At 62.5% G+C, this 26,075-nt stretch carries 24 protein-coding genes; 23 read left to right on the forward strand and 1 reads right to left on the reverse strand.

Annotated elements, in window-relative coordinates; translation table 11 throughout:
- The 7 genes from AYR66_RS19555 to AYR66_RS19585 all read left to right on the forward strand — a co-directional run.
- Positions 1 to 587 (forward strand): FAD binding domain-containing protein (locus AYR66_RS19555; RefSeq protein WP_088709945.1); only part of this gene is annotated, 587 nt, incomplete at its 5' end.
- On the forward strand, positions 584 to 1,102 hold the full coding sequence (locus AYR66_RS19560; RefSeq protein WP_088708887.1) for a (2Fe-2S)-binding protein: 519 nt from the start codon (positions 584 to 586) through the stop codon (positions 1,100 to 1,102). The genes AYR66_RS19555 and AYR66_RS19560, both read left to right, overlap by 4 nt.
- Positions 1,103 to 1,114: 12 nt before the next feature.
- On the forward strand, positions 1,115 to 2,662 hold the full coding sequence (locus AYR66_RS19565) for an AMP-binding protein (protein ID WP_088708888.1): 1,548 nt from the start codon (positions 1,115 to 1,117) through the stop codon (positions 2,660 to 2,662).
- A gap of 267 nt (positions 2,663 to 2,929) precedes the next feature.
- On the forward strand, positions 2,930 to 3,913 hold the full coding sequence (locus tag AYR66_RS19570; protein WP_170942212.1) for an ABC transporter substrate-binding protein: 984 nt from the start codon (positions 2,930 to 2,932) through the stop codon (positions 3,911 to 3,913).
- 99 nt (positions 3,914 to 4,012) lie between these two features.
- On the forward strand, positions 4,013 to 4,807 hold the full coding sequence (locus AYR66_RS19575; protein WP_088708890.1) for an enoyl-CoA hydratase/isomerase family protein: 795 nt from the start codon (positions 4,013 to 4,015) through the stop codon (positions 4,805 to 4,807).
- 7 nt (positions 4,808 to 4,814) lie between these two features.
- A complete protein-coding gene (locus AYR66_RS19580) occupies positions 4,815 to 5,981 on the forward strand; it encodes a thiolase family protein (protein WP_088708891.1) in 1,167 nt (388 codons plus the stop codon).
- Positions 5,982 to 6,407 (forward strand): Zn-ribbon domain-containing OB-fold protein, encoded by a 426-nt coding sequence (locus AYR66_RS19585; protein ID WP_088708892.1) that lies wholly within the window; start codon positions 5,982 to 5,984, stop codon positions 6,405 to 6,407.
- A gap of 88 nt (positions 6,408 to 6,495) precedes the next feature.
- Here the strand turns inward: AYR66_RS19585 and AYR66_RS19590 are convergent, their stop codons facing one another.
- Positions 6,496 to 7,434 carry a LysR family transcriptional regulator gene (locus AYR66_RS19590; RefSeq protein WP_088708893.1) on the reverse strand — a complete coding sequence of 313 codons (939 nt, stop codon included), beginning with the start codon at positions 7,432 to 7,434 and terminating at the stop codon, positions 6,496 to 6,498.
- A 334-nt stretch (positions 7,435 to 7,768) separates the two neighbouring features.
- On the opposite strand from AYR66_RS19590, the gene AYR66_RS19595 reads away from it, so the two are divergent.
- From AYR66_RS19595 to AYR66_RS19670, 16 genes are all read left to right on the forward strand, one after another.
- Positions 7,769 to 8,605 carry an ABC transporter permease gene (locus AYR66_RS19595; RefSeq protein WP_206047228.1) on the forward strand — a complete coding sequence of 279 codons (837 nt, stop codon included), beginning with the start codon at positions 7,769 to 7,771 and terminating at the stop codon, positions 8,603 to 8,605.
- The gene (locus AYR66_RS19600) at positions 8,605 to 9,399 is read left to right on the forward strand and encodes an ABC transporter ATP-binding protein (RefSeq protein ID WP_088709948.1); all 795 of its coding nucleotides are present in this window, start codon (positions 8,605 to 8,607) and stop codon (positions 9,397 to 9,399) included. Before AYR66_RS19595 ends, AYR66_RS19600 begins: the two co-directional genes overlap by 1 nt.
- Entirely contained in the window at positions 9,399 to 10,949 is a 1,551-nt protein-coding gene (locus AYR66_RS19605) for a class I adenylate-forming enzyme family protein (protein WP_088708894.1), read from the forward strand. The genes AYR66_RS19600 and AYR66_RS19605 overlap by 1 nt, the downstream gene beginning before the upstream one ends.
- Before the next feature lie 25 nt (positions 10,950 to 10,974).
- A complete protein-coding gene (locus AYR66_RS19610) occupies positions 10,975 to 12,141 on the forward strand; it encodes an acyl-CoA dehydrogenase family protein (RefSeq protein ID WP_088708895.1) in 1,167 nt (388 codons plus the stop codon).
- On the forward strand, positions 12,138 to 13,184 hold the full coding sequence (locus AYR66_RS19615) for an acyl-CoA dehydrogenase family protein (protein WP_088708896.1): 1,047 nt from the start codon (positions 12,138 to 12,140) through the stop codon (positions 13,182 to 13,184). The genes AYR66_RS19610 and AYR66_RS19615 overlap by 4 nt, the downstream gene beginning before the upstream one ends.
- Before the next feature lie 481 nt (positions 13,185 to 13,665).
- Positions 13,666 to 15,117: a UbiD family decarboxylase gene (locus AYR66_RS19620; RefSeq protein WP_088708897.1), complete on the forward strand. Its 1,452-nt coding sequence runs from the start codon at positions 13,666 to 13,668 to the stop codon at positions 15,115 to 15,117.
- Positions 15,114 to 15,722: a UbiX family flavin prenyltransferase gene (locus tag AYR66_RS19625; protein WP_088708898.1), complete on the forward strand. Its 609-nt coding sequence runs from the start codon at positions 15,114 to 15,116 to the stop codon at positions 15,720 to 15,722. The genes AYR66_RS19620 and AYR66_RS19625 overlap by 4 nt, the downstream gene beginning before the upstream one ends.
- A gap of 14 nt (positions 15,723 to 15,736) precedes the next feature.
- Positions 15,737 to 16,543: an enoyl-CoA hydratase/isomerase family protein gene (locus AYR66_RS19630; RefSeq protein WP_088708899.1), complete on the forward strand. Its 807-nt coding sequence runs from the start codon at positions 15,737 to 15,739 to the stop codon at positions 16,541 to 16,543.
- A gap of 9 nt (positions 16,544 to 16,552) precedes the next feature.
- Positions 16,553 to 17,716 carry an alpha-hydroxy acid oxidase gene (locus tag AYR66_RS19635; protein ID WP_088708900.1) on the forward strand — a complete coding sequence of 388 codons (1,164 nt, stop codon included), beginning with the start codon at positions 16,553 to 16,555 and terminating at the stop codon, positions 17,714 to 17,716.
- Positions 17,717 to 17,831: 115 nt separating this feature from the next.
- Positions 17,832 to 19,043, forward strand: a complete 1,212-nt coding sequence (locus tag AYR66_RS19640) for an amino acid ABC transporter substrate-binding protein (RefSeq protein WP_088708901.1) — start codon at positions 17,832 to 17,834, stop codon at positions 19,041 to 19,043.
- Between the two features lie 7 nt (positions 19,044 to 19,050).
- The gene (locus AYR66_RS19645) at positions 19,051 to 19,923 is read left to right on the forward strand and encodes a branched-chain amino acid ABC transporter permease (RefSeq protein WP_088709949.1); all 873 of its coding nucleotides are present in this window, start codon (positions 19,051 to 19,053) and stop codon (positions 19,921 to 19,923) included.
- Complete coding sequence (locus AYR66_RS19650) at positions 19,920 to 21,725, forward strand: branched-chain amino acid ABC transporter ATP-binding protein/permease (protein ID WP_170942213.1); 1,806 nt, start codon at positions 19,920 to 19,922, stop codon at positions 21,723 to 21,725. Before AYR66_RS19645 ends, AYR66_RS19650 begins: the two co-directional genes overlap by 4 nt.
- Positions 21,722 to 22,429: an ABC transporter ATP-binding protein gene (locus AYR66_RS19655; RefSeq protein WP_206047229.1), complete on the forward strand. Its 708-nt coding sequence runs from the start codon at positions 21,722 to 21,724 to the stop codon at positions 22,427 to 22,429. The genes AYR66_RS19650 and AYR66_RS19655 overlap by 4 nt, the downstream gene beginning before the upstream one ends.
- A 50-nt stretch (positions 22,430 to 22,479) precedes the next feature.
- Positions 22,480 to 23,262: an SDR family NAD(P)-dependent oxidoreductase gene (locus AYR66_RS19660; protein WP_088708904.1), complete on the forward strand. Its 783-nt coding sequence runs from the start codon at positions 22,480 to 22,482 to the stop codon at positions 23,260 to 23,262.
- A 50-nt stretch (positions 23,263 to 23,312) separates the two neighbouring features.
- Positions 23,313 to 24,767, forward strand: coding sequence for an aldehyde dehydrogenase family protein (locus AYR66_RS19665; protein WP_088708905.1), 1,455 nt, complete (start codon positions 23,313 to 23,315; stop codon positions 24,765 to 24,767).
- A gap of 24 nt (positions 24,768 to 24,791) precedes the next feature.
- Positions 24,792 to 26,075: thiamine pyrophosphate-binding protein (locus tag AYR66_RS19670; protein WP_141104281.1), on the forward strand; the 1,284-nt coding region annotated here is incomplete at its 3' end.

Genomic DNA, 26,075 nt, shown 5'->3' on the forward strand with positions numbered 1-26,075 from the left:
AAGGCAGCGTCGAATGGCGCGCCACGCTGGCGCGGGAAGTACCGCTGCTGACGCAGGTGTTCCCGCACATCTCGCATTTCCAGATCCGCAATCGCGGCACGGTCTGCGGCTCGGTCGCGCACGCCGATCCCAGCGCCGAACTGCCGCTGGCGCTGCTGCTGCTCGGCGGCCAGGTGGTGCTGCGCAACCGCAAGGGACGGCGTGTGCTCAAGCCGGAAGACTTTTTCCAGGGAATGCTGATGACCGCGCGCGCGCTGGATGAAATCGTGGAAGAGGTGCGTTATCCGCTTGCCGCAGCCGGACACGGTTATGCATTCAATGAATTCGCGGGCCGCCACGGCGATTTCGCGATCGCGTCTGTTGCGGCGATGACAAGCAAGGACAGTATCCGCTTCGCGGTGGGCGGCGTTGCCGACCGTCCGCGCCTGGTGGTGCTGCCGCGTCTCGAAGGCAGTGCGCTCGATGACGCGATCAATGATTTTGCGTGGGAACTGGAAGCGCGCGACGACCATCACGCCTCCGCGCCGTTCCGCCGGCAACTGGTGCGCCGACTCGGACGCGCCGTGATTGAAAAGGCCATGTCATGAAGAAATTTGCGAAGACCGAAATGGTGCGCGTGCATTTCACGCTGAACGGACAGGAGCGTTCAGGGCTGTGCGAGCCGCGCATGCTGCTGTCCGATTTCCTGCGCGGCGTGGTCGGCGCGACCGGCACGCACGTCGGCTGCGAACACGGTGTCTGCGGCGCCTGCACAGTGCAGATCGACGGCGTCGCCGCGCGCTCCTGCCTGACGCTTGCGGTGCAGGCGGAAGGCCGGCGCATCGACACTGTCGAAGGACTCAACGAAGGCGGCCCCGGCCTGTCCGACCTGCAGGAAGCCTTCCGCCGCAACCATGCGCTCCAATGCGGCTACTGCACTGCCGGCATCCTGATGTCCTGCGACGACTACCTCGGCCGCAAGCAGGACCCGAGCGAAGAGGAAGTGCGCGAGATGCTGTCCGGCCACCTGTGCCGCTGCACCGGCTACACCAATATCGTCAAGGCCGTGCTCGAAACCGCGCAAGCGCGGCGCGAACAAAAGGCACCTGAAACAAGCAATTAAGGAGGAGCAACCATGCTGGATCTCGGCCGTACATTCCTGCAAAGCGTCGAACGCAGTCCGCACGCGCTGGCCATCATCGACGGCGACAGGCGCCTGACTTATGCCGACTGGTACGGCATCATCCAGCGCACCGCCGCGGGCCTGCAGGATACCGGCCTCGCGCGCGGCGACCACCTGCTGGTGGTACTGCAGAACCGCTTCGAAATGGCGACGCTGCATTGGGCCTGCCAGTTCCTCGGTGTCATCGTCACGCCGCTCAACTGGCGCGCCAAGCCGGAGGAAATCGACTATTGCGCGACCGATGCGCAGGCAAAGGCCATCGTGTTCGAAGCCGCCAGCGCCGAAGCCGTCGCCGATAGCCCGGTCGCGCAAGCCCTTCCGCGCATCGCCGTCGGCGGCGTAGCGGGCGGCACGATCGCCTTCGAACGCCTGCAGGAGCGCGCGCCGGAAGTGCCCATCCTGGAAGCGAATTCGGACGATTATTCGCTGATGCTGTACACCTCCGGCACCACCGGCAAGCCCAAGGGCGTGCCGCGCCGTCACCGCCACGAACGCGCGGCCGCGCTCGCGCATGTCGCACAAAATCTTTACGGCCGCGGCGAGCGTACGCTCGGCGTGATGCCGCTGTACCACACCATGGGTGTGCGTTCGCTGCTGGCGATGGCGATGGTGGACGGCCTGTTCGTCTGCGTGCCGAAGTTCGATTCCGGCTATGCGGTGCGCTGCATCGAGCAGGAGCGACTGAGCTGTCTGTACCTGGTGCCCACGCTCTACCACGACATGCTCTCGTGGCATGCGGCAAACGGCGGCGACCTGTCCTCGGTGACCAAGCTCGGCTTTGCGGGGGCGCCGATGCACGACGCGCTGCTCAAGCGCCTCAACGAAACCATCAAGCCGCAACTCTTCGTCAACCACTACGGCTCGTCGGAGGTCTACACCTTCAGCATCGACCAGGATGCGACGAAAAAACCTGGCAGTGCAGGGCGGGCCGGAATAAATACCCGCCTGCGCGTGGTCAAGCTCAACGCGACTTCGCCGGATGACCTCGCCGCTGTCGGCGAAGAAGGCCAGATCATTGCCGACCTGGCAGGCGACGAGGCGTTCGAGGCATACCTGAACCGTCCGGACGCCAATGCCAAGTCGATCCGCGACGGCTGGTACTTTACCGGCGACACCGGCTATTTCGACCAGGACGGCGATCTGTTCGTATCGGGACGTGTCGACGACATGATTATCAGCGGCGGCGAAAATATTTCGCCGGTGGATATCGAATCCGTGCTGTCACTGCATCCCGCGGTGGATGAAGTGGCCGTCGCCGGCCTCAAGGATGAACGCTGGGGACAGCGCGTCGTGGCCTTCGTCAAATGCAAGACCGAGACGGATGCGGAGGCGCTGGATGCGCATTGCAAGAATTCCGACCTGCTGAACTTCAAGCGGCCGCGCGAGTATGTGTTCGTGCGGGAGATTCCGAAATCGCCAGTGGGGAAGATTTTGCGGCGCAAGCTGGTGGCTGGGGAGTATGAGCCTGCGACACCTGCGGTGGAGCAGCAGGCGTCCTGATTGCTTGCGCGTCTTTCGCTCAAAAGCCTTCGCCGGTCTCGGCGGAGGCTTTTTTGCTTCTGCAGTCCGCACGCATGCAAGTGCACGCGGATGCACCCACCGGAGCGTTCCAAATCTGGAACCCCCAATTCTATTTTGACCGCTATTCGAGACGCCGAACGCTGGATAGTATGAATACGACATCAACAAATGTCGCGCACGATTTCCGACAATTCCTCGGCAGCGGACCGAGACAATACAGGGCCACCGGCCCGCATGGAGACAAGCATGGACAACTCAAGAAGGATGTTTTTGAAAGCGACTGCCGGCCTGACCATGGCAGGCGCAGGCTTCGGCGCATCGCCGTTTGCCATGGCACAATCCGGCGGCCTGAAGTGGGCCAGCCTGTCGCCCGGCTTCACCATCCTCATCACCGACTACATCGCGGAAAAAGGCCTGGACAAGAAGTACGGCGTCAATCTCGGCAAACCGACCGAATACACCTCGGTCAGCACCTATTACAACGATTTCGTCGCTGGCCAGTATGACGTCTGCGTCGGCACCTGGGATACCTTCGCCTCGCGCTACCTCGCAGGTGTGCCGATGCGTTTCGTGTCTGCGATCTCGACCGGCAACATGATCAACATCGTTGTACCTGCCAACGGCGTGACATCGCTGAAGGCGCTTGAAGGAAAGACGGTTGCCGCGCCGCAGTCGACTGGCACCTATCGCCTGACCAAGGCCATCATCAAGGAACTTGCCGGCATCGACCTGGAGACGTCGATGCGTGTCCAGAACGTCGACAACCCGGCTGCCGCAGTGACGCTGGTAATGGCCAATCGCGCCGACGCCGCGCTGTCCTGGGAACCGAACATCACCTCCGCCATCACCAAGATGCCCGATATCCGCGTTCTCTACAACACCGGAGACGAGTTCCGCAAGAAAGTCGGACTCGACCTGCCGTACTTCGGAGTCGGCGTACGTGCCGAGGCGCTGGCACGCGACCCCTCCTTGCCTGGAAAACTCGACAAAATCTTCGCCGATTGCGTAGCCGGCATCCTCGGCAACGTCGATGAAGCGGTAAAGCTCGCGGCAACATCCGGCATTCCCGCCAATGTGCTAAAGGCGGCAATCGCGTCGAACCGCATGCAGTTGAAGCACCTGTCCATGGCCGATCCGAAGGGACGCGAAGCGGTCAAGACGGCGGCGGACCTCCTGCACAAGAACGCCGTCCTGCCGCGTGCGCTGGACGACAAGTTTTTCGCCGCTTAACCACACCCCGCCGGCGTAACAGTTCCGTGCATCGTCCCTGCCAGGGGACGATGCCAGGGCCTCCTTACGCCTGAAGAATGCGAACAACCTGGAGAGATCATGACGTATGAAGACGTAATCGTGGAACGGAACGAAGGATGGCTTGAAATTACCATCAATCGTCCAGAGAAGATGAACGCGCTGCGCGACAAGACCGCGGAAGAAATCATGGCCGTGCTGGCCGAGGCTGAGCATGACCGCTCGGTTGGCGCGATCATCATGAAAGGTGGCGACAAGGCCTTCTGCACCGGCATCGACACCAGCGGTTTCGAGATCAAGCCGAACGAATATTTCGACTTCTACCGCAAGCGCAAGACTGTGCGTCCGGTCAATGCGCTGTTTCGCACCTTGCCGAAGTACTCCAAGCCGGTGATCACCGTGGTTGAAGGCTTCGCGCTCGGCGGCGGCCTTGAACTGGCGCTGGTGACTGACCTGATCATCGCCGGCAACAACGCAAAGTTCGGCCTCCCGGAAGCAAAGCTCGGCATGATGCCTGGCGGCGGCGGCACGGCAACGCTGCCGCGCGTTATCGGCAAGGCACTGGCGAAGGAAATGATGTGGACCGGACGCCGCCTGTCTGCCGAAGAGGCGAGGGAGTTCCGCCTGGTTAACCATGTGACCGAAGCAGGCAAGGCACTGGACAAGGCGCGCGAACTGGCCGGCGCGATCTGTGCCGCCGCGCCGCTACCGGTCATGTACATCAAGGCCGCCGTCGATAGCGGCGTCGACCTGACGCTCGCGGACGCGATGGCAGCCGAAGGCGATGCATCGTTCATGCTGTACTTCAGCAAGGATCGTGACGAAGGGCTGGCGGCGTTCAAGGAAAAGCGCACGCCGAAATTCCAAGGAGAGTGAGGAAGACATGAAGAAACGTGACATTGTGATCGCGGGCTATGCCGAGACCCAGATCGATTTCAAGACCGGGCGCAGCGCCTACGACCTTGCAGGCGAAGCGCTGTCGCAGCTGCTCGAGCGCACCGGCATCGACAAGGACATGATCGACGGACTGTCGGTGACGACGGCACTGAGCGAAGGTTCGAATCCGTTCTATGCGGTGTATATGTGCGAGGCACTGGGCCTGACGCCGACCTGGCTGAACCTGGGCGGCATGGGTGGTTGCTCGGCCACCGGCGGCGTTGCTCGTGCCATGTCTGCCATCCGTGATGGCATGTGTGAAGTGGCCGTCGTGTTGTCGTCCGACGCGCCCAGCACGGACTGGCGAGCCAATTACGGCGCGTATCGCGGCGAGTTCCAGGATCCGCCCGGTGTGCAAGGGCCGCCGGCTACCTTTGGCTTGCTGATGAGCCGCTATATTCACCAATACGGCTTGAATCCGGAAGCGCTTGGCAAGATCGCGATCACCCAGCGCAACCACGCACTGCATAATCAGAACGCGTACAAGAAGTTCAAGAAGCCGCTCAGCATGGAAGAGTATATGGCGTCCCGTGTGGTCGCCGATCCGCTGCGCCTGCTCGACAGCGTGATGTTCTGCGACGGCGCGAATGCTTTCCTCGTGATGAGCGAGAAGAAGGCGCAGCAGCTGGGCATCAACAAGGTGGTGTATCCGGTTGCCTATGGTGAAGTGACCAATATCAACGGCAACAGCTCCACGCCGGATATCACTGAGACCGGTTTTCACCGGATAGCCCCGGCGCTGTTTGACAAGGCAGGCTGCAAGCCGCGCGACATCGACATGTTCCAGCCGTACGACGACTTCACGATCGCGGTGATGATGCAGTTCGAAGCCTTCGGTTTCTGCGAGCGCGGCCAGGGCTCTGCGTTCACGCTGCGCACCGACCTGTCGCACACCGGCGAACTGCCGCTCAACACCGGCGGCGGCCAGATCTCGGCCGGCCAACCGGGTCTCGCCAGCGGCGGCCTGAACCTGGCAGAGGCGGTACGCCAACTGTTCCGTGAAGGCGGCGAGCGCCAGGTGCCGGAAGCGCGCAATGCGCTCGTGACCGGTATCGGCGTGATTCCTTATGCAAAAAACTGGGGCACCAGCTCCGCGATGATTCTGGAGGTTTAAATGTCTACTGAGAAGACCGCAGCGCCGGCACGTCCGGTACCACGCGAGAGCGCCTATGTCGACACGCGCCCATTCTGGGATGGCGCGCAGGAAGGCAAACTGATGATGCAATACTGCACCGTCGCGAAGAAGTTCCAGCATTACCCGCGGCCGGTGAGCATCTTCACCGGGCGTCGTACGCTGGAGTGGCGCGAGGTATCGGGGAATGGGGTGATCTATGCGTTCACGACGGTACGCATTCCCGGTCCGGGGCTGGATGGACGCTTGCCGCTGTGCGTGGCGACGGTCGAACTGGATGAAGGCGTGCGGATGATTGCCAATGTCCTCGATTGCGCGCCGGAGCAGCTGGCTGTCGGGAAGAAGGTCAAGCTGGCGTGGGATACGCTAGGGGAAGGGAAGAAGTATCCCGCGTTTGTGTTGGCTTGAGTGCATTGTTGACGATGTGTTTGCTTGCAGGTAATTGCACTTGCAAGCAAACGTTTCTTTCTCCGTCATCCTCCATTGAGGATCGCACTCACGTCCCCTCCGGCGCCGTCTCGTAATTCACCTCAACCCGCGCTTCATCCGTCAGCCGCTCCGCAAGAAAATCCAGGAACACCCGCGTCTTGTTCGGAATCCCCTTGCGGCTCAGGATCAACGCCGTGGCCTGGACCGGTGGACTCTCCCAATTCGTCAGCACCCGCACCAGTCTGCCGGACTTAACGTCGTTCTGGCACATGACGTTGGGCAACATGCTCAATCCGACGCCATTGATCGCGAGGTCGCGCGCGATGCCTATGTTGTTCACCGTGACCTTGCCTGACACTTCGATGAAGCGATGCTTCGACTGGTTGCGGAAGGTCCATACGCCGTCCTGGCGCTGCTGGTCCGTGATGATGCAGTTGTGCCGGCCAAAATCTTCCACGGTACGCGGCGTGCCGTGCTTCTCGAGGTAGGCCGGACTGGCGTACACTCCCCGCGTCATGGTCGCCAGCCTTCGGTAGGTCAGTCCGGACTCCTTCAGCGGGCCCAACTGAATCGTGAGGTCATACGGATCTTCACGCGGATTGACGGCGCGGCTGTTCACCTCGACCTCGAGATTGATGTCGGGATACCTGGCGACGAACTCTGCAATGGCGCGCGAAATCCATGAGATGCCGAAATCAACGGGGATACTCACCCGCAGCGTGCCGCGCAGTTCGCCCTGCATTTCCGCCGTGACCTGGCCGACATCCTCGATCTCGATCACCAATCGGCGGCAGCGGTCGTAGAGGGCTGCGCCGATGTCGGTCATAGCGAGGCGCTTCGGGCCTTTCTTCAAGAGGATGACGCCGAGGTCCTGCTCGAGCTGAGCCAGCTTCCTGCTGATGGTGGACTTGGGCGTCCGCAGTTGTTCGGCGGCGCGGGTGATGCTTCCCGCGTTGACGACATCGTAGTAGAGCCTGAGGGAATTCAGATCCAGTCGATCGTGCATTCTGTGCCGTACATGGAGGGTGTTCCAAAAATGGAACGGAAGGTCCTGATTTGAATTCTATTCGATGTGATACCGATTGAGTACCATCGATTCACACTATAAAAAAATCAAGAGCAGCTTTTTGCACTCATTGTCGATCGGTGATGAGTGTCACGCATGAAGTGCCAACAAGGAGACAACGATGTTGCAACATCCAATCACCACATTCTCTTCCATTTTTCCGCGCCGTGCAGAAACCTTGCATGCCTAGCGCCAGGCAGCGCGACCTTCCCTATTCCGTCATCGCATGGCTTCCACTCGCCGTACGGCGGCCAACAACAATTTGGAGATAAATGTGAAATCTGCAATCGAACTGTCCCCGAAGTCCATGGGGGACATCAAGTCCGCGGCGAGACCGGCCAAGCCGGTGTCTGACGGCGGCAAGCGGCACGAATTCTTCGCGACCATCGCGGTGATCATTGCCCTTGTGGTGGTGATGGAAATCGGCAGCCGCTTCACTTACGACTACATCATGCCGTCACCGATCGTGGTGGGACGGGCGATTGTTGAAGTGTTGACCGGCGACCTTACGCACATCGCCGTCACGCTGTGGCGCCTGGCACTGGCCATCGTGTTCTCGCTCGTCGTCGGCGTGGCCATCGGCTTGCTCATGGGCACGTCGAAGAAAGCCGGTCCCTACCTGAAATCGCTGGTGGTAATCGATACCGGCATTCCGGCGCTGTCATGGATGCTGATCGCGGTGTTCTGGTTCAAGGAGCCTGAGTCGCGCATCTTCTTCATCCTGACTGTGATCCTGCTACCGTTCTACGCGTTGAACGTGTACGAAGGCCTGCGCGCCATCCCGCGCGACTGGGTCGACATGATGGAAAGCTTCCGTCCGTCGCGCTGGCAGATGATGCGTTACCTGATCGTGCCGCACATCGTGCCCTACATCTTCCTTACGACCAAGTCGGTGATCGGTTACGCAATCCGTATGGTCATCTTCGCCGAACTGGTTGCATCCGCAGTCGGCATCGGCTCCCGCATGAGCCTCGCACAATCCACTTTTCGCATTGATCAGGTGATGGCATGGACATTTCTGTTGGTTATTCTCAATTTGGTGCTGCAATCCGCAGCAAGCATGGCGGAGAAACATCTGCTGAAGTGGCGCGCGGAAGCGAAGGTGCGGTAATGATGGCCCAAACCAATTCCGCACCGTTCATCGAAGTCAAGAACGTGTACAAGCGCTTCGGCAACTATCTCGCCGTCGAAAACCTGAGCATGCACATCGAGCGCGGCGAAATCGTGGCGCTGCTCGGCAGGACCGGGGCCGGCAAGAGTACGGTGATGAGCATGCTGATGGGGTCCATCGGATGCGACGCTGGCGAAGTACGCGTCGCGGGCGTCGACCCGTCGGTCGACTTCCACGCATTGCGCGGCAAGGTGTCCGTCGCGTTCCAGACCGACCGCCTCCTGCCGTGGCGTACCGCGGTCGAGAACGTCGAACTTGGCCTGCAGATCCTCAACCGTCCGAAGAAGGAAACCCGCGAGGCGGCATTGCAATGGCTGGAACGCGTCAAGCTGAAAGGCGCCGAGGACAAGTACGTGCACGAGCTGTCGGGCGGCATGCGCCAGCGTGTCTCGCTGGCCCGGGCGCTCGCTGTCGATCCGGAGCTGGTCTTCCTTGACGAAGTGTTCAGCCAGCTCGACCACGTGACCTCGCAAGTCCTGCGCAAGGATTTCGCCCAGATCGTGCGCGACGTCGGCAAGACCTGCGTCTTCGTGACCCACCGCATCGACGATGCGCTCGATATTGCCGACCGCGTATTCGTGCTGGCACCGCCCGCTCAGGTCTGCCTCGAGATCCGGATCGACGCCGCGATGCGCAAGAACCCCGAGGTGCTCGCCGGGCTGCACGATCAGATCGAACGCGCGATCGGCGGCGACGAGACCGAGGACGTTTCCCCATCGAAAGAGGAGTTGTAATGCGACAAGAGAAACTGCTGGCAGCGCATGCAGTGCGCTCGTCCGACAAGGCTGCGCTGGTGATCGGCGACCAGCGTGTGACCTACGGCGAATTGGCGGAATCCGCACAGGCCATGGCCGCCGGCTTGCACCGTCTCGGCGTGAAAGCCGGAGACCGGGTGCTGGTTTACCTGCCGAACGGCGTCGAATTCGTACAGACAATCTACGCCGCGTTCGCGGTCGGCGCCATCGTGGTGCCGGTGAATACGCGCCTGACCGCGCGTGAACTTGCCTACTTCGCGCAAGACAGCGAGCCTTCGCTGATGGTTGTTCATTCGGACCATCTCGAAGCGCTGCAGGAAGTGAAGGACGTTATTGGCGGCATCCGCAAGATCGTGGTCGGCGATGCCGTGCCCGGTACGCTGGCGTTCTGCGACGTGGCGCAGCCCACCGATGAAGCCTTGCCTGAAGTCCCGCTCGATGCCGAGGACTGCATGATCATGTACACCTCCGGCACCACCGGCAAGCCGAAGGGCGCGGTCATCACACACGCCAATTTCATCGTCCAGCATGCATTCCTCAATGCCATCGAATGGGGCATCACCCGCGATGACTTCTTCCTCGTCACGACCCCGCTGGCACATCGCACCGGCCTGGCGCGCATGATGAATGCGCTCAGCCTCGGCGCCACGCTGGTGATCATGGACCGCTTCGATCCGGTCGCCGCCATCGGGCTGATCGAGAAACACGGCGTGACGGCCGCGGGCATGGTGCCGACAGTCGCGCGCATGCTGATGCCGCATATGGAAGAGAATCCGGCACGCTGCGCCAGCCTGCAACACCTGATCGTCACCGGCGAGGCCTTCCCGGTCGATGCCAAGCGCAAGCTCATTGAACTGTTGCCGAATGTGCGCCTGCATTCCTTCTTCGCGATGACCGAAGTCGGTTCCGTCAGCAGCCTCGAGCATGAAGAGCAGTTCACCCATCCGTCCTCTGTCGGGCGTCCCACGCCGGGCGTCGAGGTCAAGCTGGTGGACGAGCACGGCAACGAAGTATCTGTCGGCGATGCCGGCGAGATGCTGGTGCGCTCCGGCCCGCCGGGACGTTTCACCACGATGCGCGGCTACTACAAGCGCCCCGAGGAAACCGCAAAGACCATCGTCAACGGCTGGGTGCATACCGGTGACATGGCGCGCTTCGATGCCGACGGCTATCTCTACATCGTCGACCGCAAGAAGGACATGGTGCTGAGCGGCGGCTTCAACATCTACACCAAGGAAGTCGAACAGGCGCTGCTCGAACATCCCGCCGTGCAGGACGCCGCGGTGGTGGGGGTGCCGGATGAGATCTTCGGCGAGGCGGTCGTGGCCTTCATCGAAACCCGTCCTGGGGCGGTCATCGATAAGGCGACGGTTGCGGAACATACCAAGTCGCGGATCGCAAGCTACAAGAAGCCCAAGCATGTGTTCTTTGTTGAAAGCCTGCCACGCAATGCGCTCGGAAAAATCCTGAAGAACGAATTGCGCGACCTCGCGGCCGGCAAGGTCAAGGCGGAAGCGGCTGCTGCGTGATGCATCGATAGAAAGCGAAATTCCCATGTTGAGACAAGAATCGGAAGCGGATGCCCGCTTCCGGAGGGAGGTTGCCGGCTGGCTCCAGGCGAACATCCCGGACCATTTGCGCCACCTGACCTTCCGCCCGTCGCCGATGGAGGCGATGGATTGGTACCGTAAATTGTCGGCACAAGGCTGGATCGCCCCGCATTGGCCACGGGTCTACGGCGGCATGGAGGCGACGCCGGTTCAGCAAGTTATCCTGATGGAAGAAATGGCCCGAGCCGGTGCGCCGGACCTGCCGACCCAGGGCCTCAACCACATCGGCCCCATCCTGATCAAATGCGGCACGCCGCAGCAGCGCGAGCGCTACCTGCCCGCGATCATCAAGGGTGATGCGATCTGGTGCCAGGGCTATTCCGAGCCCGGCGCAGGGTCTGACCTGGCGAGCCTGCGCACGCGCGCCCAAATTTCCGGGAACGAACTGGTGATTAACGGACACAAGATCTGGACGACCTGGGGCCAGCATGCAGACTGGATGTTCGCACTGGTGCGCACCAGCGAAGGCGAGACCAGGCAGCAGGGCATCACCTTCGTCCTGATCGATCTGAAGACGCCCGGCATCACGCGTCGACCGATCACCACGATCGCCGGCGACGACGAGTTCTGCGAAGTGTTCTTCGACGATGTGACGGTGCCGCTGGAAAACGTTGTCGGCGAGATCGGCCAGGGCTGGGCGGTGGCGACCGCGCTCCTGGGCGAGGAGCGGCTGCGCATAGGCTCTCCGGCGATTGCGCTCAGGGCCTTGGTGCGCTTGCACCGCCTGGCAGCCGACAGTCGCTTCCGTGCGGTCGACAATCCGTACTTCCAGGAAAAACTGGCCCACGCCGAAATCGAGACCGAAGCCCTGATCGCCTCGTACCTGAACGTCGCCGAAGCGGAGCAGCAGGGCGGCGCAACGGACAGTTCCTACCTGAAGATACTTGCCACGGAAACCGTGCAAACTATCCTCGATATCCAGCAGCAGATCGCCGGCGAGGCCAGTCCATTGCGAGATCCGTTGCACAACGACGCAGGGCGGCTTGATATCACGGAAATGTTCCTGCAGTCGCGCCGCCTGACCATCTACGGCGGAACGAATGAAGTGCAGCGCACTATCATCGCGACAAAGGTACTGGGCTTGCCGGTTGCGGGCAGGGGGAAAGCATGAACATCAGCGACATGACAGACGAAATGCGCCTGATCGCCGACAGCGCATTCGAGTTCACGACCGGTTCCGGCGGGTTGGCGCGTGCCCGTGCCGTGCGCGACAAATGGCCGCATTTCGACAAGGAAACCTGGGAACAGATTGCCGACCTGGGATGGCTGGGCGTCGCGGTGCCGGAGAAGAGCCAGGGACTTGGCCTCGGTGTCCGCGCGGTGTGCACGTTGCTGGAAAGCGTAAGCCGCAAGTTGTTGCCGGAGCCACTGGTGCCGGCTTTGGCTTCGGCGGCTTTCCTCGCGGACGCCGGCGCGGCGGAGGCGAGGGGCCTGCTTGCCGACCTGATGGAGGGAAGGAAACTCGTCGTGATGTGCGCTGCGCGCGCCAGCGGGTCGTTTCCCTTGAGGCTGGCCAATGTGCCGGATTGCCATTCCGGCGCGACAGTGCTCGTGGCACAGGGCGAGGGAAACCAGTTCGACGTCCGCGCGATTGTCCCTGGCGGCGACGGTTGTGCGATCCGGAGCGCAGCATGCGTGGACGGAAGCACGCTATCCGAGATCGTCGTCCAGCAGCAGGAGTGGTCGCGCGCGGTCCGCGTTGCCGCGGGCATGCAGGCGCAGCAGGCATGGGAAAAGGCCTGCGACATGATGCTGCTGGGCGACTCGGCTTATCTCGTCGGGTTGATGGATGCAGCGCTGCAGATGGCGATCGACTACATGAAGATGCGCAAGCAGTTCAACACGCCGATCGGCGCCTTCCAGGCGCTGCAGCATCGCGCGGCGACGGCGCATATTGATGTGGTGGCGTCACGGGCCCTGGTGGTTGAGGCGTGCCGGGCCTTCGATACGCCGTCCAGGGCGCGTGCCGCGTGTGCGGCCAAGGCGCGTGCTTCGGCAGCGGCGCTGCGCGTGACCAAGGAGTGCATCCAGTTCCACGGCGCGATCGGCTTTGCCGACGAGCACGACATCGGCTTGTTTCTGCGGCGGGCCATGGCCGTCGCGTCAAGGCAGGGCGGGGAGATGGCGCAGAAGTTGCGGTACGGCGCGCTCTGAACGTATCAAGGCGAAAGGCGGACAGGCGACGGCCTGTCCGCCCGGCTTGGCGTAACGCGCTGCTAAATTCTCTCGCCCGTCCCTGGTTCATCACACCCTCTAGGCCTGCCATCGCCTCCGCGTGGCTTTCACCATCATCCACATTTCTCCTCCCGCACTTTCATCATTTTTATTGATGAGATGCGGCGCATAAAACAATCCGGTGGCGCCGGAAATCTGCGCTGAAACAGCAGGACAAATCGGGAAATCCGTCCATGTCCCGCCGCCGCCCATAAATATCAGATTTAATGATTTCAATGATCATTAAATATTATTTGAAATGATGCGTGCTCATTTTTATACTCGGCTACGTGTAAAGAAACGCATCCCCGCGCCATACCCGGTCGCGGAGCACCAAAACGGAGACGCAATGACCCAATCCGCTTTCACAGCACTTACCGCCAGCGCGGCGGCTGCAACTTCTGCAAAAGAGGTGTCCTGAATGAACGCATTGACCATGCCCGGCACCGCCATCAATGATCTGCGCGTATGGCTCGACCGTTTGACCCAGACCGACCGCATCGCCGTCATGCGCGACAATGTGCCGCTCAAGCACGGGGTCGCCGCCATTGCCAAATGCCTGGACGGCAAGCAGGCGGCTTTCTTCCCTCGCCCTGATGGCCATGCGATTCCGGTGATTTCCGGCTTCATGTCGCGCCGTAGCTGGATTGCCGAGGCGATGGGTGTGCCGGAGTCCGGTTTGCTGGAAGCTTATCGCAGGGCAGCCGAGAACCCGCTGCCGTGGCGAGAAGTGCCGGGCACAGAGGCCGCCTGCCAGGAAGTCGTGCACCACGAGATCGACATGAACGGCCTGCTGCCGATTCCGACCCACAGCGAACACGACAACGGCCCCTACATCACTGCCGGCATGGTGATCGCACGCAATCCGGTGACCGGCATCCAGAACGTATCGATCAACCGCATCCAGGTACATGCGAAGGACCGCATGGCGATCCTGATGCTGCCGCGCCACCTGTTCGCGTTCTACCAGGCTGCCGAAGCCAACGGCCAGCCGCTGCCGGTAGCGATCGTGATCGGCGCCGATCCGCTCACGCTGCTGGCGTCGCAGGCGATCACGCCGATCGACCACGACGAGCTGGAAATCGCCGGCGCATTGCACGGCCATCCGCTGCCGGTCGTGAAATGCCTGACCAATGAGGTGCGCGTGCCGGCCAATGCCGAGATCGTAATCGAAGGGCGCCTGTTGCCGCATGTGCGCGAGCCGGAAGGACCGTTCGGCGAATTCCCCAAGTACTACAGCGCGAAGGAAAACCGCGAAGTCATCCAGGTCGACCTCGTGACGCATCGCAAGTCCCCGATCTACCACACCATCGTGCCGGCGGAAATGGAACACCTGCTGCTCGGCTCGATTCCGCGCGAGGCGACGCTGCTGGCCCACCTGCAGCGCAGCTTCCCCGGCGTGAAGGATGTCCACCTGTCGATCGGCGGCGTCGGACGCTACCACCTGTACGTGAAGTTCGAGAAGCGCCGCGAGGGCGAGCCGAAGAACGTGATCCTGTGCGCATTCGGCGCGCACTACGACATCAAGCAGGTGACGGTGGTCGATACCGATGTCGACGTGCACGATCCGCAACAAGTCGAATGGGCAGTGGCGACGCGCTTCCAGGCCGACCGCGACCTGATCGTGGTGGCCGGCGCGCAGGGCTCGGTGCTGGACCCGTCGACGACGGTGGGACAGGAAACCGAAGCCGACTGCCTGCCGCCGCACAAGCAGGGCATCAGCGCCAAGATGGGCCTGGATGCGACGCGGCCGGTGTCCTATCACGAGCATGTGTTCACCAAGGTCCGCATTCCCGGCGAGGACAAGGTCGACCTGGCGCGCGAAATCGTCGCCGGCGCCACCATCGCCTCTGCCATGGGCCAGGCATCATGAACGCTCCGGCCAAGCCGCGGCTGGTCATCGCCATCACCGGCGCCAGCGGCACCGTGTACGGCGTGCGCATGCTCGAACAGTTGCGCGCGTCCGGCGCCTGCGAGACGCACCTCGTAATGTCCGCTTCCGGCGCGCTGACCGCGACGCAAGAACTGGCGCTGAAGCGCACCGACATCGAGGCGCTGGCCGACGTGGTGCACAACGTCAAGGACGTTGGCGCGACGATCGCCAGCGGCTCCTTCAAGTCCGCCGGCATGGTCATCGCGCCTTGCTCGATGAAGACGCTGGCCAGCATCGCGCACGGCTTTGCCGACAACCTCGTCAGCCGCGCCGCCGACGTGATGCTCAAGGAGCGCCGCAAGCTGGTCCTGATGGCGCGCGAGACGCCGCTCAACCTGGCCCACCTGCGCAACATGACGGCCGTCACCGAGATGGGCGGCATCATCTTTCCGCCGGTGCCCGCCTTCTACACCCAGCCCGAATCGCTGGACGACATCATCAACCACACCGTCGGCCGCGTGCTCGACCTGTTCGACATACCGCACACGCAACTCGTCAAGCGCTGGGAAGGCATCAGCAAGCTGACGCAAAACGAATATCACTAACCTAGGAGAACCCCGTGACCGAACTCAAGCATTCCGCACAGACCCTGCTCAAGGAACTCGACGGCTTCCGCGTCGAAATCGACCCGTCGCGCGAGCGCGCCGACATCATCCTCAAGCGCGGTCCATTCAACATCATCTCGATGGCACAGCGCGACCAGCTGCGCCTGGTATTCGAATCGCTCGACGAAAACGATGCGGTGCGCGTGATCGTGCTGCGCGCCGAGGGCGAGCACTTCTCCAGCGGCGGCGACATCAAGGGCTTCCTTGAAGCCAGCCCGGAGCATGTGTCCAAGCTGGCATGGAATATCGCTGCGCCGGCACGCTGCAGCAAGCCGGTGATCGCCGCCAACCGCGGTTTCTGCTTCGGCGTCGGCTTCGAAATTTCGCTGGCGTGCGATTTCCGCATCGCCACCGACACAACGTTCTACGCACTGCCGGAACAGAAGCTCGGCCAGATTCCCGGCTCGGGCGGCTCCGCGCGCCTGCAGAAGATGGTCGGCATCACCCGCACCAAGGACATCGTGATGCGTTCGCGCCGCATTCCCGGGAAGCAGGCGTATGAGTGGGGCGTGGCGACCGAATGCGTACCCGATGCCGAACTCGAAGCCGCGACCGACCGCCTGGTCGATGAACTGCGCGCCTTCTCGCCGCTGGCGCAGCGCACCGCGAAGAAACTGCTGAACGATACCGAAGACTCGCCGTTGGCCATCGCCATCGAACTCGAAGGCCATTGCTACAGCCGCCTGCGTTCGTCCAACGACTTCCGCGAAGGCGTCGAAGCCTTCCACGGCAAGCGCACGCCGAAGTTCAACGGGACCTGAGCAGCCTAGATGAAGGCCATGCTGTCCATTGCCGATCTCGAACGCGCCGCCCGCAAGCGGCTGCCGCCAAGCATCTATGGCTACGTGATCGGCGGCGCGGAGGATGAATCATCGCTGCGCGCCAACCGCAGCGGCTTCGAACGCTGGGCCTTCGTGCCGCGCCCGCTGGTCGACGTGTCCAAGCGCTCGCAGGAGACCGAGCTGTTCGGCCGGCGCTATGCGTCGCCGGTCGGCATCAGCCCGATGGGCGTGACCTCGCTGTGCCGTTTCGACGGCGATTGCGCGATGGCGCGCGCCGCGCGCGAGGTCAATGTGCCGTTCATCCTGAGCGGCGCCTCGACGACGCCACTGGAAAAGGTGGCATCGGCCTATCCCGGCATGTGGTTCCAGGCCTATGTGCCGTCGAAGCGCGAAGTGATCGGCCCGCTGATCCAGCGCGTGGCCGCCGCCGGTATCGAGACGCTGGTCGTGACCGTCGATGTGCCGATTGCATCGGTGCGCGAGATCGAAGTGCGCAACGGCTTTTCGGTGCCGCTGCGGCTGTCCGGCCGGCTGGTGATGGGCGGTTTGTCCCGGCCGCGCTGGATGGTCGAGACGTTCGCGCGGACGCTGGTGCAGCAGGGCATTCCCCATTTCGAAAATTTCACCGCCACCCGTGGCGGCCCGATCATCACCGCGACCAGCGGCGACCACCGCGCCGGCCGCGCCGCGCTGTGCTGGGACGACATGCGCTGGGTGCGCGACCAGTGGAAGGGCAAGCTGGTCATCAAGGGCATCCTGCATCCGGACGATGCGTGCAATGCGCGCAACGCCGGGGCTGACGGCGTCATCGTGTCCAACCATGGCGGACGCCAGCTTGACGGGGCGATCGCGCCGATCGAGGCCTTGCCCTCCATCGTGGCGGCCGTGCCGGACATGACGGTCATGGTTGACAGCGGATTCCGGCGCGGCACCGACGTGCTCAAGGCGCTGGCGCTAGGCGCGCGCTTCGTGTTCGTCGGGCGGCCCGCGATGTACGGGCTGGCGGTGGCCGGCGAACGCGGCGCGGTGCATGCGCTGAAGCTGCTGCAGAAGGAAATCGACCTGAACCTGGCGTTGCTGGGCTGTCCCGACACGGCCGGGTTATCGAAGGCGTACCTGCATTGTTCCTCGGCGTCGGGATATTCATCGTAGTTACAGGGAATAAAGGAGTGGATGACAAACACCTTGCAGTGCATCGGATGATAGAGAGCTGATAGAAACATCTTCCATCGCCACGGCGATTACATATTAAAACCGGAGACCAGATATGACCACGAAGATCCATCGTATTGCCGCAGCCTGCGCAGGTGCATGCGCCTTGCTTGGCGGCGCACCGGCTAACGCCGCCATCGGATCCTGCAACGATCCGATCGTGCTTGGCACGACGATTTCCGAAACGGGACCGTTTTCCACGCTGGCGGACCGTTGGCGGAAAATGACCGAGATTTTCGCCGAGGAAGTGAACAAGACCGGCGGCGTCACGATCAAGGCCTGCAACAAGAAGCTCCCGATCAAGTTTGTCATCTATGACGACCAGAGCGTGCCGGCGACTGCCGTGCAGCTCTATGAAAAGATGGCCACGGTCGACAAGGTCGATTTCTTCGTCGGTCCGGATTGGTCTTCCATCGGCGGCCCGGTTCCGCCGATCGCGGAGAAATACCGCATTCCGATCGTCATGGCCAATGTCGCCGCATCCCATCTCTACGACCGCGGGCTGAAGTACGTATGGGGCACCCCATTCCCGGCGGTACCGAACTGGTCAACGCGGTACTTCGACATGATCAGCAAGGTCAATCCCAAGCCACAGACGATTTTCTTCATCACGCACGACAATCCCGTGATGAAGGCGATTACCGCTACCTGGTCGAAAAAGGCCGAAGAAAGCGGCCTGAAAGTCATCGGCAACGAAACCTTCTCGGCTGAGCTCAAGGACTTCACCGCACTGATCGCCAAGGTCAGGTCCGCCAAGGCTGACATCGTCTATATCAGCTCCTACGACAACGCTTCCGTGCCGCTCGTGCAGCAGATGCGCCAGTTGAAAGTGCGTGCAATGGATGTCCACCATACGATGCTGACCGGCGCGCTCCAGCGTCAGGTCGGCAAGGATATCGACGGCATGACCGGCGAGTTGAGCTGGTATCCGGGCGTGAAGGGGGATTACAGCGGCCTCGTCGAGAACGTCATGAAGCGCGCCGACGTCAACATGTTCGATTACATCTGGACGCTCAGCCGCCTGACTTCCTACCTTACCATGGTCCAGGCGCTGGAAAAGGCGGGTGCAGTGGACAGGGAGAAAGTCAAGGAAGCCCTGTACAAGGCCACCATCAAGTCTCCGGCCGGCGACGTGACCTTCGACGAACGCGGCTTCCCCAATACGGGCGCCTTCACGGTGCAGATGCAAAGCGGCAAGGTGCAGGTGGTGTGGCCGCCGGAAGCCGCGACGGGCAAGGTCCAATGGCCTTCGCCGACCTGGCAGTGAGGCGCGAATGGACTTCGAAATCCTGTTCCAGGTCCTGATCGGCGGGCTGATGCTGGGCGGCCTCTATGCCGTCGTCGCGTTCGGCCTGTCGCTCATCTACGGCGTTGTCCGTATCCTGAACTTCGCGCACGGCACGCTGCTGGCGGTCAGCGGCGTTGCCGCCAGCCTGCTGTTCTCCGCGTGGGGCGTGCATCCGGTCCTGATCGTCCTGCTCCTGGCGCCGCTGCTGTTCGTCGGCGCCTACGCCTACTACCATTTCCTGCTGCGGCCGCTGTCCTCGCGCAATCATTTCGAGGGCACGGTCGGTACCGTCCTGGTGACCGTCGGCACACTGATGATCCTGTCCGACATCACCGCCAAGCTGGCCGGCGCCACGCAGCGGAACATTCCCCTGCGGCTGGAGGCGATCGAACTGGGCAACATCGTGATTTCGGCGACCCAGCTCCTCATCCTGGTCGGCATTGTCGTTCTCACTATCGTCATGCACCTGATGCTGAAGTTCACGCGCTTCGGCAAGGCGATTCGGGCGGTGACGCAGGATGCCACCGGCGCGGCCATCTGCGGGGTGCAGAGCACGCGCATGAAAGCGCTGACCTTTGCCTTCGGCTCGTCCACCGTGGCGATCGCTGCCGTGTTGTACGTACTGTCGTTTCCGGTCGATCCCTACATGGGTTTCCACCTTACCGTGAAGGCGTTCACCATTATCGTCGTCGGCGGCATCGGCAATCTGCCCGGTGCATTGGGCGCGGGCATCTTCCTTGGCATCGCCGAAGGTCTTACCGGTTTGTACTGGAAGCCCGAATGGGCACCCGCGCTGAGTGTGATCCTGATGCTCGCGATCCTGGTCGCGAGGCCGAAAGCGCTGGGAGGGAAAGCATGAGCGCCGTACTGAATCACAAGGCAGGATGGATGGCGGGGGCGGCAGGTATCGCCGCATTGGGAATAGTGCCGTTTTCCGGCAGCCCCTATATCACCTCGTTTGTCTTTACCGTCCTCATCGCCTACATCCTGGCACAGAGCTGGGACTGGATCGCGGGGGAAATGGGCTACGTCAACCTCGGGCATTACTGCTTTTACGGCGTGGGCGCCTACGCCTTTTCCATCGCACTGGTAGGAAACTGGCCGTTCGCCATTTCGTTGGGGGTGGCGATCGTAGTGACAGCCATGCTGGCATTGCTGCTGGCGTTTCCGCTGTTCCGCCTGCATGGGGACTACTTCGCGTTTGCGACACTTGCCTTGCTGCCCCTGGCGGAGGTGCTTGCCTACAACCTCACTCCGATCACGAACGGCGCGGACGGCGTCGTCCTGCCGGTTGCACAGGTCTTGCAGGAAGCCTATCTCATCGCACTTGCTGTCTGTGTGCTGACCTTTGTCGTCACCTTGCGCATCAACAAGGCGCGCTTCGGCTACGCATTGAAAAGTATCCGCAACGACGAGCAGGCGGCCGAGACGGTGGGTGTGCAGGTTGCCCCGGTCAAATGCAAGGTCCTGGTGCTGAGCGCATGTTTCGGCGCCGTCGCCGGCGCCTTGCAGGCCTGGCAGATGAGCTATATCGATCCGGCAACCGTATTCGGCCTCAATGTGGCACTGGTGCCAGCTGCGATGGTGCTGTTCGGCGGTTCCGGCCTGCGCTGGGGCCCGCTCGCCGGCGTGATCGTACTCGCCTGTATGCAGCAATGGCTGCTCGTCAACATCAAGGGGTTCCAGGCGGCGCTCTATGGCCTGGCTATCCTGCTGATCGGCCGCTTCATGCCGGGCGGGATACTCCGGTCGAACTGGGTACGTAAGACACCGTTCATCCGGGCGCTGGGCCGGGAACATCACGAATTCATGGGCGAGACAGCAGGCACCGATGCAACACAGGCTGCGGGACAGTCGCCCCTGCCGATCGAGCGCCGCGACGCGGCTGGCAACATGCCACTGATTGAATTGCGCAATGTACGGATGCAATTCGGCGGCAACGTCGCGGTCAATGATGTGAGCCTCAAGATCCAGGCGGGCGAGATCGTCGGCCTGATTGGTCCGAACGGTTCCGGAAAGACCACGCTGTTCAATTGCATCTCGCGTGTCTATACGCCGACCGCCGGCAAGGTGCTGTTCGCCGGCAAGGACCTGTCAGGACTGCGGCGCGACCAGGTTGCACAGCTCGGCATCGGCCGGACGTACCAGATTCCACGTCCATTCGGCGACCTGACGGTGCAGGAGAACATCGCGATACCGCTGATGTTCGGCGAAAGTCCACTGTCGCCGCGCGACGCCATGCGGGAGGCCAGAGCGTTCGTCGAATTCGCGGATCTGTCGCATCGGCTGCGTGAGCGCGCGGACGCCTTGTCCGTACAGGAAAGGAAAGCGCTTGAATTCGCCCGCGCACTGGCATGCAAGCCTCGTCTTCTCCTGGTGGATGAAGTGGCATCCGGCTTGACGCCGGCCGAGGTGAAACGCTTTGTCGACCAGATCCGCCATGTCCGGGACAGATATGGCGTGACCGTGATCTGGGTGGAGCACATCTTCTCCGCCCTGGAGCAGGTCGTTGACCGCGTGATCGCACTGGAGCAGGGCAGCCTCATTGCGGACGGCCATCTTTCCGAGGTCGTGCAGGACGAGCGCGTGCTCAGTGGATATCTTGGATCCGCGGCCAAACCGGTCAAGATCGGATCCCCAATCGTGGTAGGAGGGGCATGATGCTTGCCATTCAAAACGTCAGTGTGGACCACGGCAATCTCCGCGCGCTGTGGGACGTGTCGCTGGATGTCAACGCCGGCGAGCGTGTCGGCCTGCTCGGCGCAAATGGTGCCGGCAAGTCAACCCTGATGGGGGCTATCGTCGGTCTTTACCGGACCTCCGGCGGCACCATCCAATACAGTGGCACTTCGCTCGGACGCGCCACAACCGAGGACACCGTCGGCCTCGGGATTGCACTCGTCCCGGAAGGACGGCATCTGTTTCCGCAAATGAGCGTGCAGGAAAACCTCGACATGGGCACCTATGCTTCTTCCGGTGGCTCCAGCGAGGAAATGATGGAAAAGGTATTCGGACTTTTCCCGATCCTGAAACAGAAGGCGAAGCAGAACGCCGGTGAGCTCAGTGGAGGACAGCAGCAGATGGTGGCCATCGGGCGCGCCCTGATGTCGGCGCCGAAAATGCTGCTTCTGGACGAACCGTTCATCGGCGTCGCGCCCAAGGTCGTCGATGAAATCCTGGAAACCCTGCACGGGATTGCGGCAGGTGGCGTCACCATGGTCCTGGTCGAGCAGAACACGCACCGTGCACTGGGATTCGTGGAACGTGCCTACGTGCTCGAGAACGGACGCACGGTGCTGAACGGGAGCGCAGACGAATTGCTGAACGATCCCGACTTCAGCCGGAAATTCCTCGGACTGGAATAGGGCGCATCCGCCCTATGCCAGGAAGTCATCATCTAATGATTGGAGTCTTTATGTCACAGAGTTCGAAGGATGCAGCGGGCCGCCTTGGCGGGCGAGTTGCCATCGTTACCGGAGCCGCGCAAGGAATCGGCGCCCGTTATGCGCAGGCGCTGGCAGCGGAAGGCGCAGCGGTGGTATGCGCTGACGTTGCAGATGCCGGGGCGGTCGTTGCCAGGATTGTTGAAGCGGGCGGCAAGGCGGTCGCCGTTCGTGCCGACGTCACCTCGGCGGAATCCGCCGAAGCGATGGCGCGCGCCGCTGTGGAGGCATTCGGACGCATCGATATCCTCGTCAATAATGCAGGGCTGTTCGCCAATCTCGCGCTCAAGCCGTTCGAACAGATCACCAGCACTGAATGGGATCGCGTGATGGCAGTCAATGTACGGGGACCGTTTGAATGCGCCAAGGCGGTCATTCCCGCCATGCGAAAGCAACAGTACGGCAAGATCATCAACATCGCCTCTGGCACCGTATTCAAGGGGGCACCCATGCTGCTGCATTACGTCAGCTCCAAGGGCGCCGTGGTGGCGATGACGCGCAGCATGGCGCGCGAACTTGGCGATGCCGGTATCCGCGTCAACACACTTGCTCCCGGACTTACCGCCAGCGAGAACACGCTCGCCAACCCGGCGTGGCAAGGTACCGTGAGCGCCAACAATATCGCGAGCCGCGCCATCAAGCGCGAAGTGCAACCTGAAGACCTGTGCGGCACCCTCGTCTACCTTGCCAGCGAAGCAAGCGATTTCGTCACGGGCCAGGTTCTCGTCGTGGATGGCGGCTCCGTCATGCATTGACTGCCTGCTGCCGGACACCGCCCGAATAATCTGCCTATCACCTGACCCCTATGACTACGCTACTTTCCGCACTGAACCTGATCGACGGCCAATGGCAGCCCGCGCTTGCCGGCAGGACCGCCTCCAGCATCAATCCTGCCGACGGATTGCCCATCGGCGTTCTCGCCGACAGCGGGCGCGATGATGCACGAGCTGCCATCGCGTCGGCGAAAAAAGCATTTGACACAAGCCTGTGGGCGCACAGTGCGCGCGACCGCCAGTCTGTCCTGCTGCAATGGGCCGACCGCCTCGAGCGCCGCGCCGACCTGGCCGAGCTGCTGATGCGGGAAAACGGCAAGATCCTCGCCCAGGCACGCGGCGAGATGGCCTTCGCCATTTCCGAGATCCGTTACTACGCAGGCCTTGCGCGCCATATTCCGGGACACTTCATGGAAGTGGAGCCCGGCGCCTTCTCCGCGACCTTGCGCGAACCCGCAGGTGTGGCCGGGCTGATCATTCCCTGGAACGCTCCGATCATTTTGCTGGTGCGTTCGCTCGGCCCCGCGCTTGCTGCAGGCTGCACGGTCGTCATCAAGCCGGCGGCACAGACCGCGCAAATCACCGCGCAGGTATTGCAGGAACTGGCTGCCATCGACCTCCTGCCCAAGGGTGTCGTCAACCTCGTGTCCGAGACCGGGAGCGAAGTGGCGCAGGAACTCGTCTCCTCGGAAGATGTCGATGTGCTCAGTTTCACGGGATCGAACCTGACCGGACAGCGCATCATGGCGGCAGCCGCGCCGACCATGAAAAAACTGTCGCTGGAACTCGGCGGCAAGTCGTGCTGCATCGTGTTTCCCGACACGGACATCGAGGCGACTGCCGCGCGCATCGCCGCTGCAGCGACCATCATTTCCGGCCAGCAGTGCACGGCGGCCCGGCGCGTACTGGTACACGCGTCCTGCCATGAGGAGATGAAGCGGGCGCTGAAATCGGCGTTCGAATCGCTGGTGGTCGCACCCGGCCAGACGCCCGGCGCGCATATGGGGCCGTTGATCGACGCGCGTGCCGCGGAAACCTTCGACAGCAACGTGCGCCGCGCGATCGAAACATGCGATGAAGTGGTTGTGCGCGGCGCACACCCGGGTGGCGCACTTGCCAATGGATTCTTCCGCACGCCCACGCTGGTCGCGCACCGCGATTCCGGCGCCTTCTTCTGCCAGGAAGAGATCTTCGGCCCCTTCGTCGTGCTGGAGAAGTTCGAGGATGAAAAGGAAGCGGTGGCACGCGCCAACCACACCGTGTACGGCCTGTCGGCCAGCGTGTGGACAAAGGACGGCGACCGCGGCATGCGCATGGCGCGCGCATTGCGCAACGGCACAGTCTGGATCAACGACCACAACCGCATGTTTGCCGAAGCCGAAACCGGCGGCTATCGTCGCAGCGGCATCGGGCGCTTGCACGGCTACGAAGGCTTGGGGGATTTCCTCGAAACCAAGCACATCTTCCGCAGCGCAGGGGTGGTTTAATTTCGGTTTGAAAAGAGGTCAACGATGTCTGAACACATGGCGCCGCGCAGCGGCGGGCAGGTCCTGGTCGATGCCTTGCGCGTCCACGGCACCGATACCGCCTACTGCGTTCCCGGCGAAAGCTTCCTCGCCGTCATCGATGCGCTGTACGGTGCGAAGGACGACATCCGGCTGATCGTCTGCCGGCAGGAAGGCGGCGCGGCACACATGGCCGAGGCGCACGGCAAGCTGACCGGCCAGCCCGGTATCTGCTTCGTCACGCGCGGCCCGGGTGCGACCAATGCGGCGATCGGCATCCATACCGCGCGCCAGGACTCGACGCCGTTGATCATGTTCGTCGGCCAGGTCGGGCGCGACGCGATGGGCCGCGAAGCCTGGCAGGAAATCGATTACCGGCAGATGTACGGCCACATCGCCAAATGGGTGGACCAGATCGACGACGCCCGCCGCATTCCCGAATACGTCAGTCGCGCCTTCCATGTCGCGACCTCGGGACGTCCCGGCCCGGTCGTGCTGGCCCTGCCGGAAGACATGCTGACCGACATGGTCAGCGTGCCGGACAGCCCGCGATACCGCAGCGCCGAATACCATCCGGCGCCCGGCGCGATGGCAGAACTGCAATCCATGCTCGCCCAGGCGGAACGTCCGCTGGTGCTGCTCGGCGGCGGCGCATGGACGCGTGAAGCCGGCGACGATATCGCCCGCTTCGCGGAAGCCTTCGACCTGCCGGTCGCGTGCGCCTTCCGCCGCCAGGACCTGTTCGACAACCGCCACCGCAACTACATCGGCGAAGCCGGCCTCGGCATGGACCCGAAACTGGCGGCGCGGATCAAGGCCTCGGACCTCGTGATTGCCGTCGGCCCGCGCCTCGGGGAAACGACGACTAACGGCTACGCGCTGTTTGCCGTTCCCAGGCCTGCACAGAAGCTGGTGCATGTGCATCGTGACCCGGGTGAACTGGGGCGCGTGTACTGCGCCGACTTGCCGGTGCATGCGGGCATGGCGGAATTCGCACAGGCCGCTGCGACACTGAAGCCGGCGGCACCCGCCGCATGGCGTGACTGGACCGCGTCGGCACGCCAGGACTACCTCGACAACCTGCGGCACACGCCGGTCGCGCGCATGGTCGACATGGGCGAAGTCATGCAGCATGTGCGCGAGACGCTGCCCGCCGATTCCATCCTCACCAACGGCGCCGGCAATTACACACTCTGGGTGCAGCGCTTCTACCAGTACCGCGGCTTCCGCACGCAGCTGGCGCCGACCAGCGGCACCATGGGTTACGGCGTGCCGGCGGCAATCGCCGCC

Origin of the sequence: Noviherbaspirillum denitrificans, assembly GCF_002211445.1 — a bacterium.
In the GTDB taxonomy this organism is placed as follows: Bacteria; Pseudomonadota; Gammaproteobacteria; order Burkholderiales; family Burkholderiaceae_D; genus Noviherbaspirillum; species Noviherbaspirillum denitrificans.

Excerpts from the sequence above, each read along its gene's own strand:
- AYR66_RS19665 (WP_088708905.1), top strand. The coding sequence starts at position 23,313 with ATGACTACGCTACTTTCCGCACTGAACCTGATCGACGGCCAATGGCAG.
- AYR66_RS19655 (WP_206047229.1), top strand. The coding sequence starts at position 21,722 with ATGATGCTTGCCATTCAAAACGTCAGTGTGGACCACGGCAATCTCCGC.
- AYR66_RS19640 (WP_088708901.1), top strand. The coding sequence starts at position 17,832 with ATGACCACGAAGATCCATCGTATTGCCGCAGCCTGCGCAGGTGCATGC.
- AYR66_RS19610 (WP_088708895.1), top strand. The coding sequence starts at position 10,975 with ATGTTGAGACAAGAATCGGAAGCGGATGCCCGCTTCCGGAGGGAGGTT.
- AYR66_RS19605 (WP_088708894.1), top strand. The coding sequence starts at position 9,399 with ATGCGACAAGAGAAACTGCTGGCAGCGCATGCAGTGCGCTCGTCCGAC.
- AYR66_RS19645 (WP_088709949.1), top strand. The coding sequence starts at position 19,051 with ATGGACTTCGAAATCCTGTTCCAGGTCCTGATCGGCGGGCTGATGCTG.
- AYR66_RS19600 (WP_088709948.1), top strand. The coding sequence starts at position 8,605 with ATGATGGCCCAAACCAATTCCGCACCGTTCATCGAAGTCAAGAACGTG.
- AYR66_RS19565 (WP_088708888.1), top strand. The coding sequence starts at position 1,115 with ATGCTGGATCTCGGCCGTACATTCCTGCAAAGCGTCGAACGCAGTCCG.
- AYR66_RS19590 (WP_088708893.1), bottom strand. The coding sequence starts at position 7,434 with ATGCACGATCGACTGGATCTGAATTCCCTCAGGCTCTACTACGATGTC.
- AYR66_RS19635 (WP_088708900.1), top strand. The coding sequence starts at position 16,553 with ATGAAGGCCATGCTGTCCATTGCCGATCTCGAACGCGCCGCCCGCAAG.
- AYR66_RS19585 (WP_088708892.1), top strand. The coding sequence starts at position 5,982 with ATGTCTACTGAGAAGACCGCAGCGCCGGCACGTCCGGTACCACGCGAG.
- AYR66_RS19615 (WP_088708896.1), top strand. The coding sequence starts at position 12,138 with ATGAACATCAGCGACATGACAGACGAAATGCGCCTGATCGCCGACAGC.
- AYR66_RS19625 (WP_088708898.1), top strand. The coding sequence starts at position 15,114 with ATGAACGCTCCGGCCAAGCCGCGGCTGGTCATCGCCATCACCGGCGCC.
- AYR66_RS19560 (WP_088708887.1), top strand. The coding sequence starts at position 584 with ATGAAGAAATTTGCGAAGACCGAAATGGTGCGCGTGCATTTCACGCTG.
- AYR66_RS19580 (WP_088708891.1), top strand. The coding sequence starts at position 4,815 with ATGAAGAAACGTGACATTGTGATCGCGGGCTATGCCGAGACCCAGATC.
- AYR66_RS19660 (WP_088708904.1), top strand. The coding sequence starts at position 22,480 with ATGTCACAGAGTTCGAAGGATGCAGCGGGCCGCCTTGGCGGGCGAGTT.
- AYR66_RS19620 (WP_088708897.1), top strand. The coding sequence starts at position 13,666 with ATGAACGCATTGACCATGCCCGGCACCGCCATCAATGATCTGCGCGTA.
- AYR66_RS19570 (WP_170942212.1), top strand. The coding sequence starts at position 2,930 with ATGGACAACTCAAGAAGGATGTTTTTGAAAGCGACTGCCGGCCTGACC.
- AYR66_RS19650 (WP_170942213.1), top strand. The coding sequence starts at position 19,920 with ATGAGCGCCGTACTGAATCACAAGGCAGGATGGATGGCGGGGGCGGCA.
- AYR66_RS19575 (WP_088708890.1), top strand. The coding sequence starts at position 4,013 with ATGACGTATGAAGACGTAATCGTGGAACGGAACGAAGGATGGCTTGAA.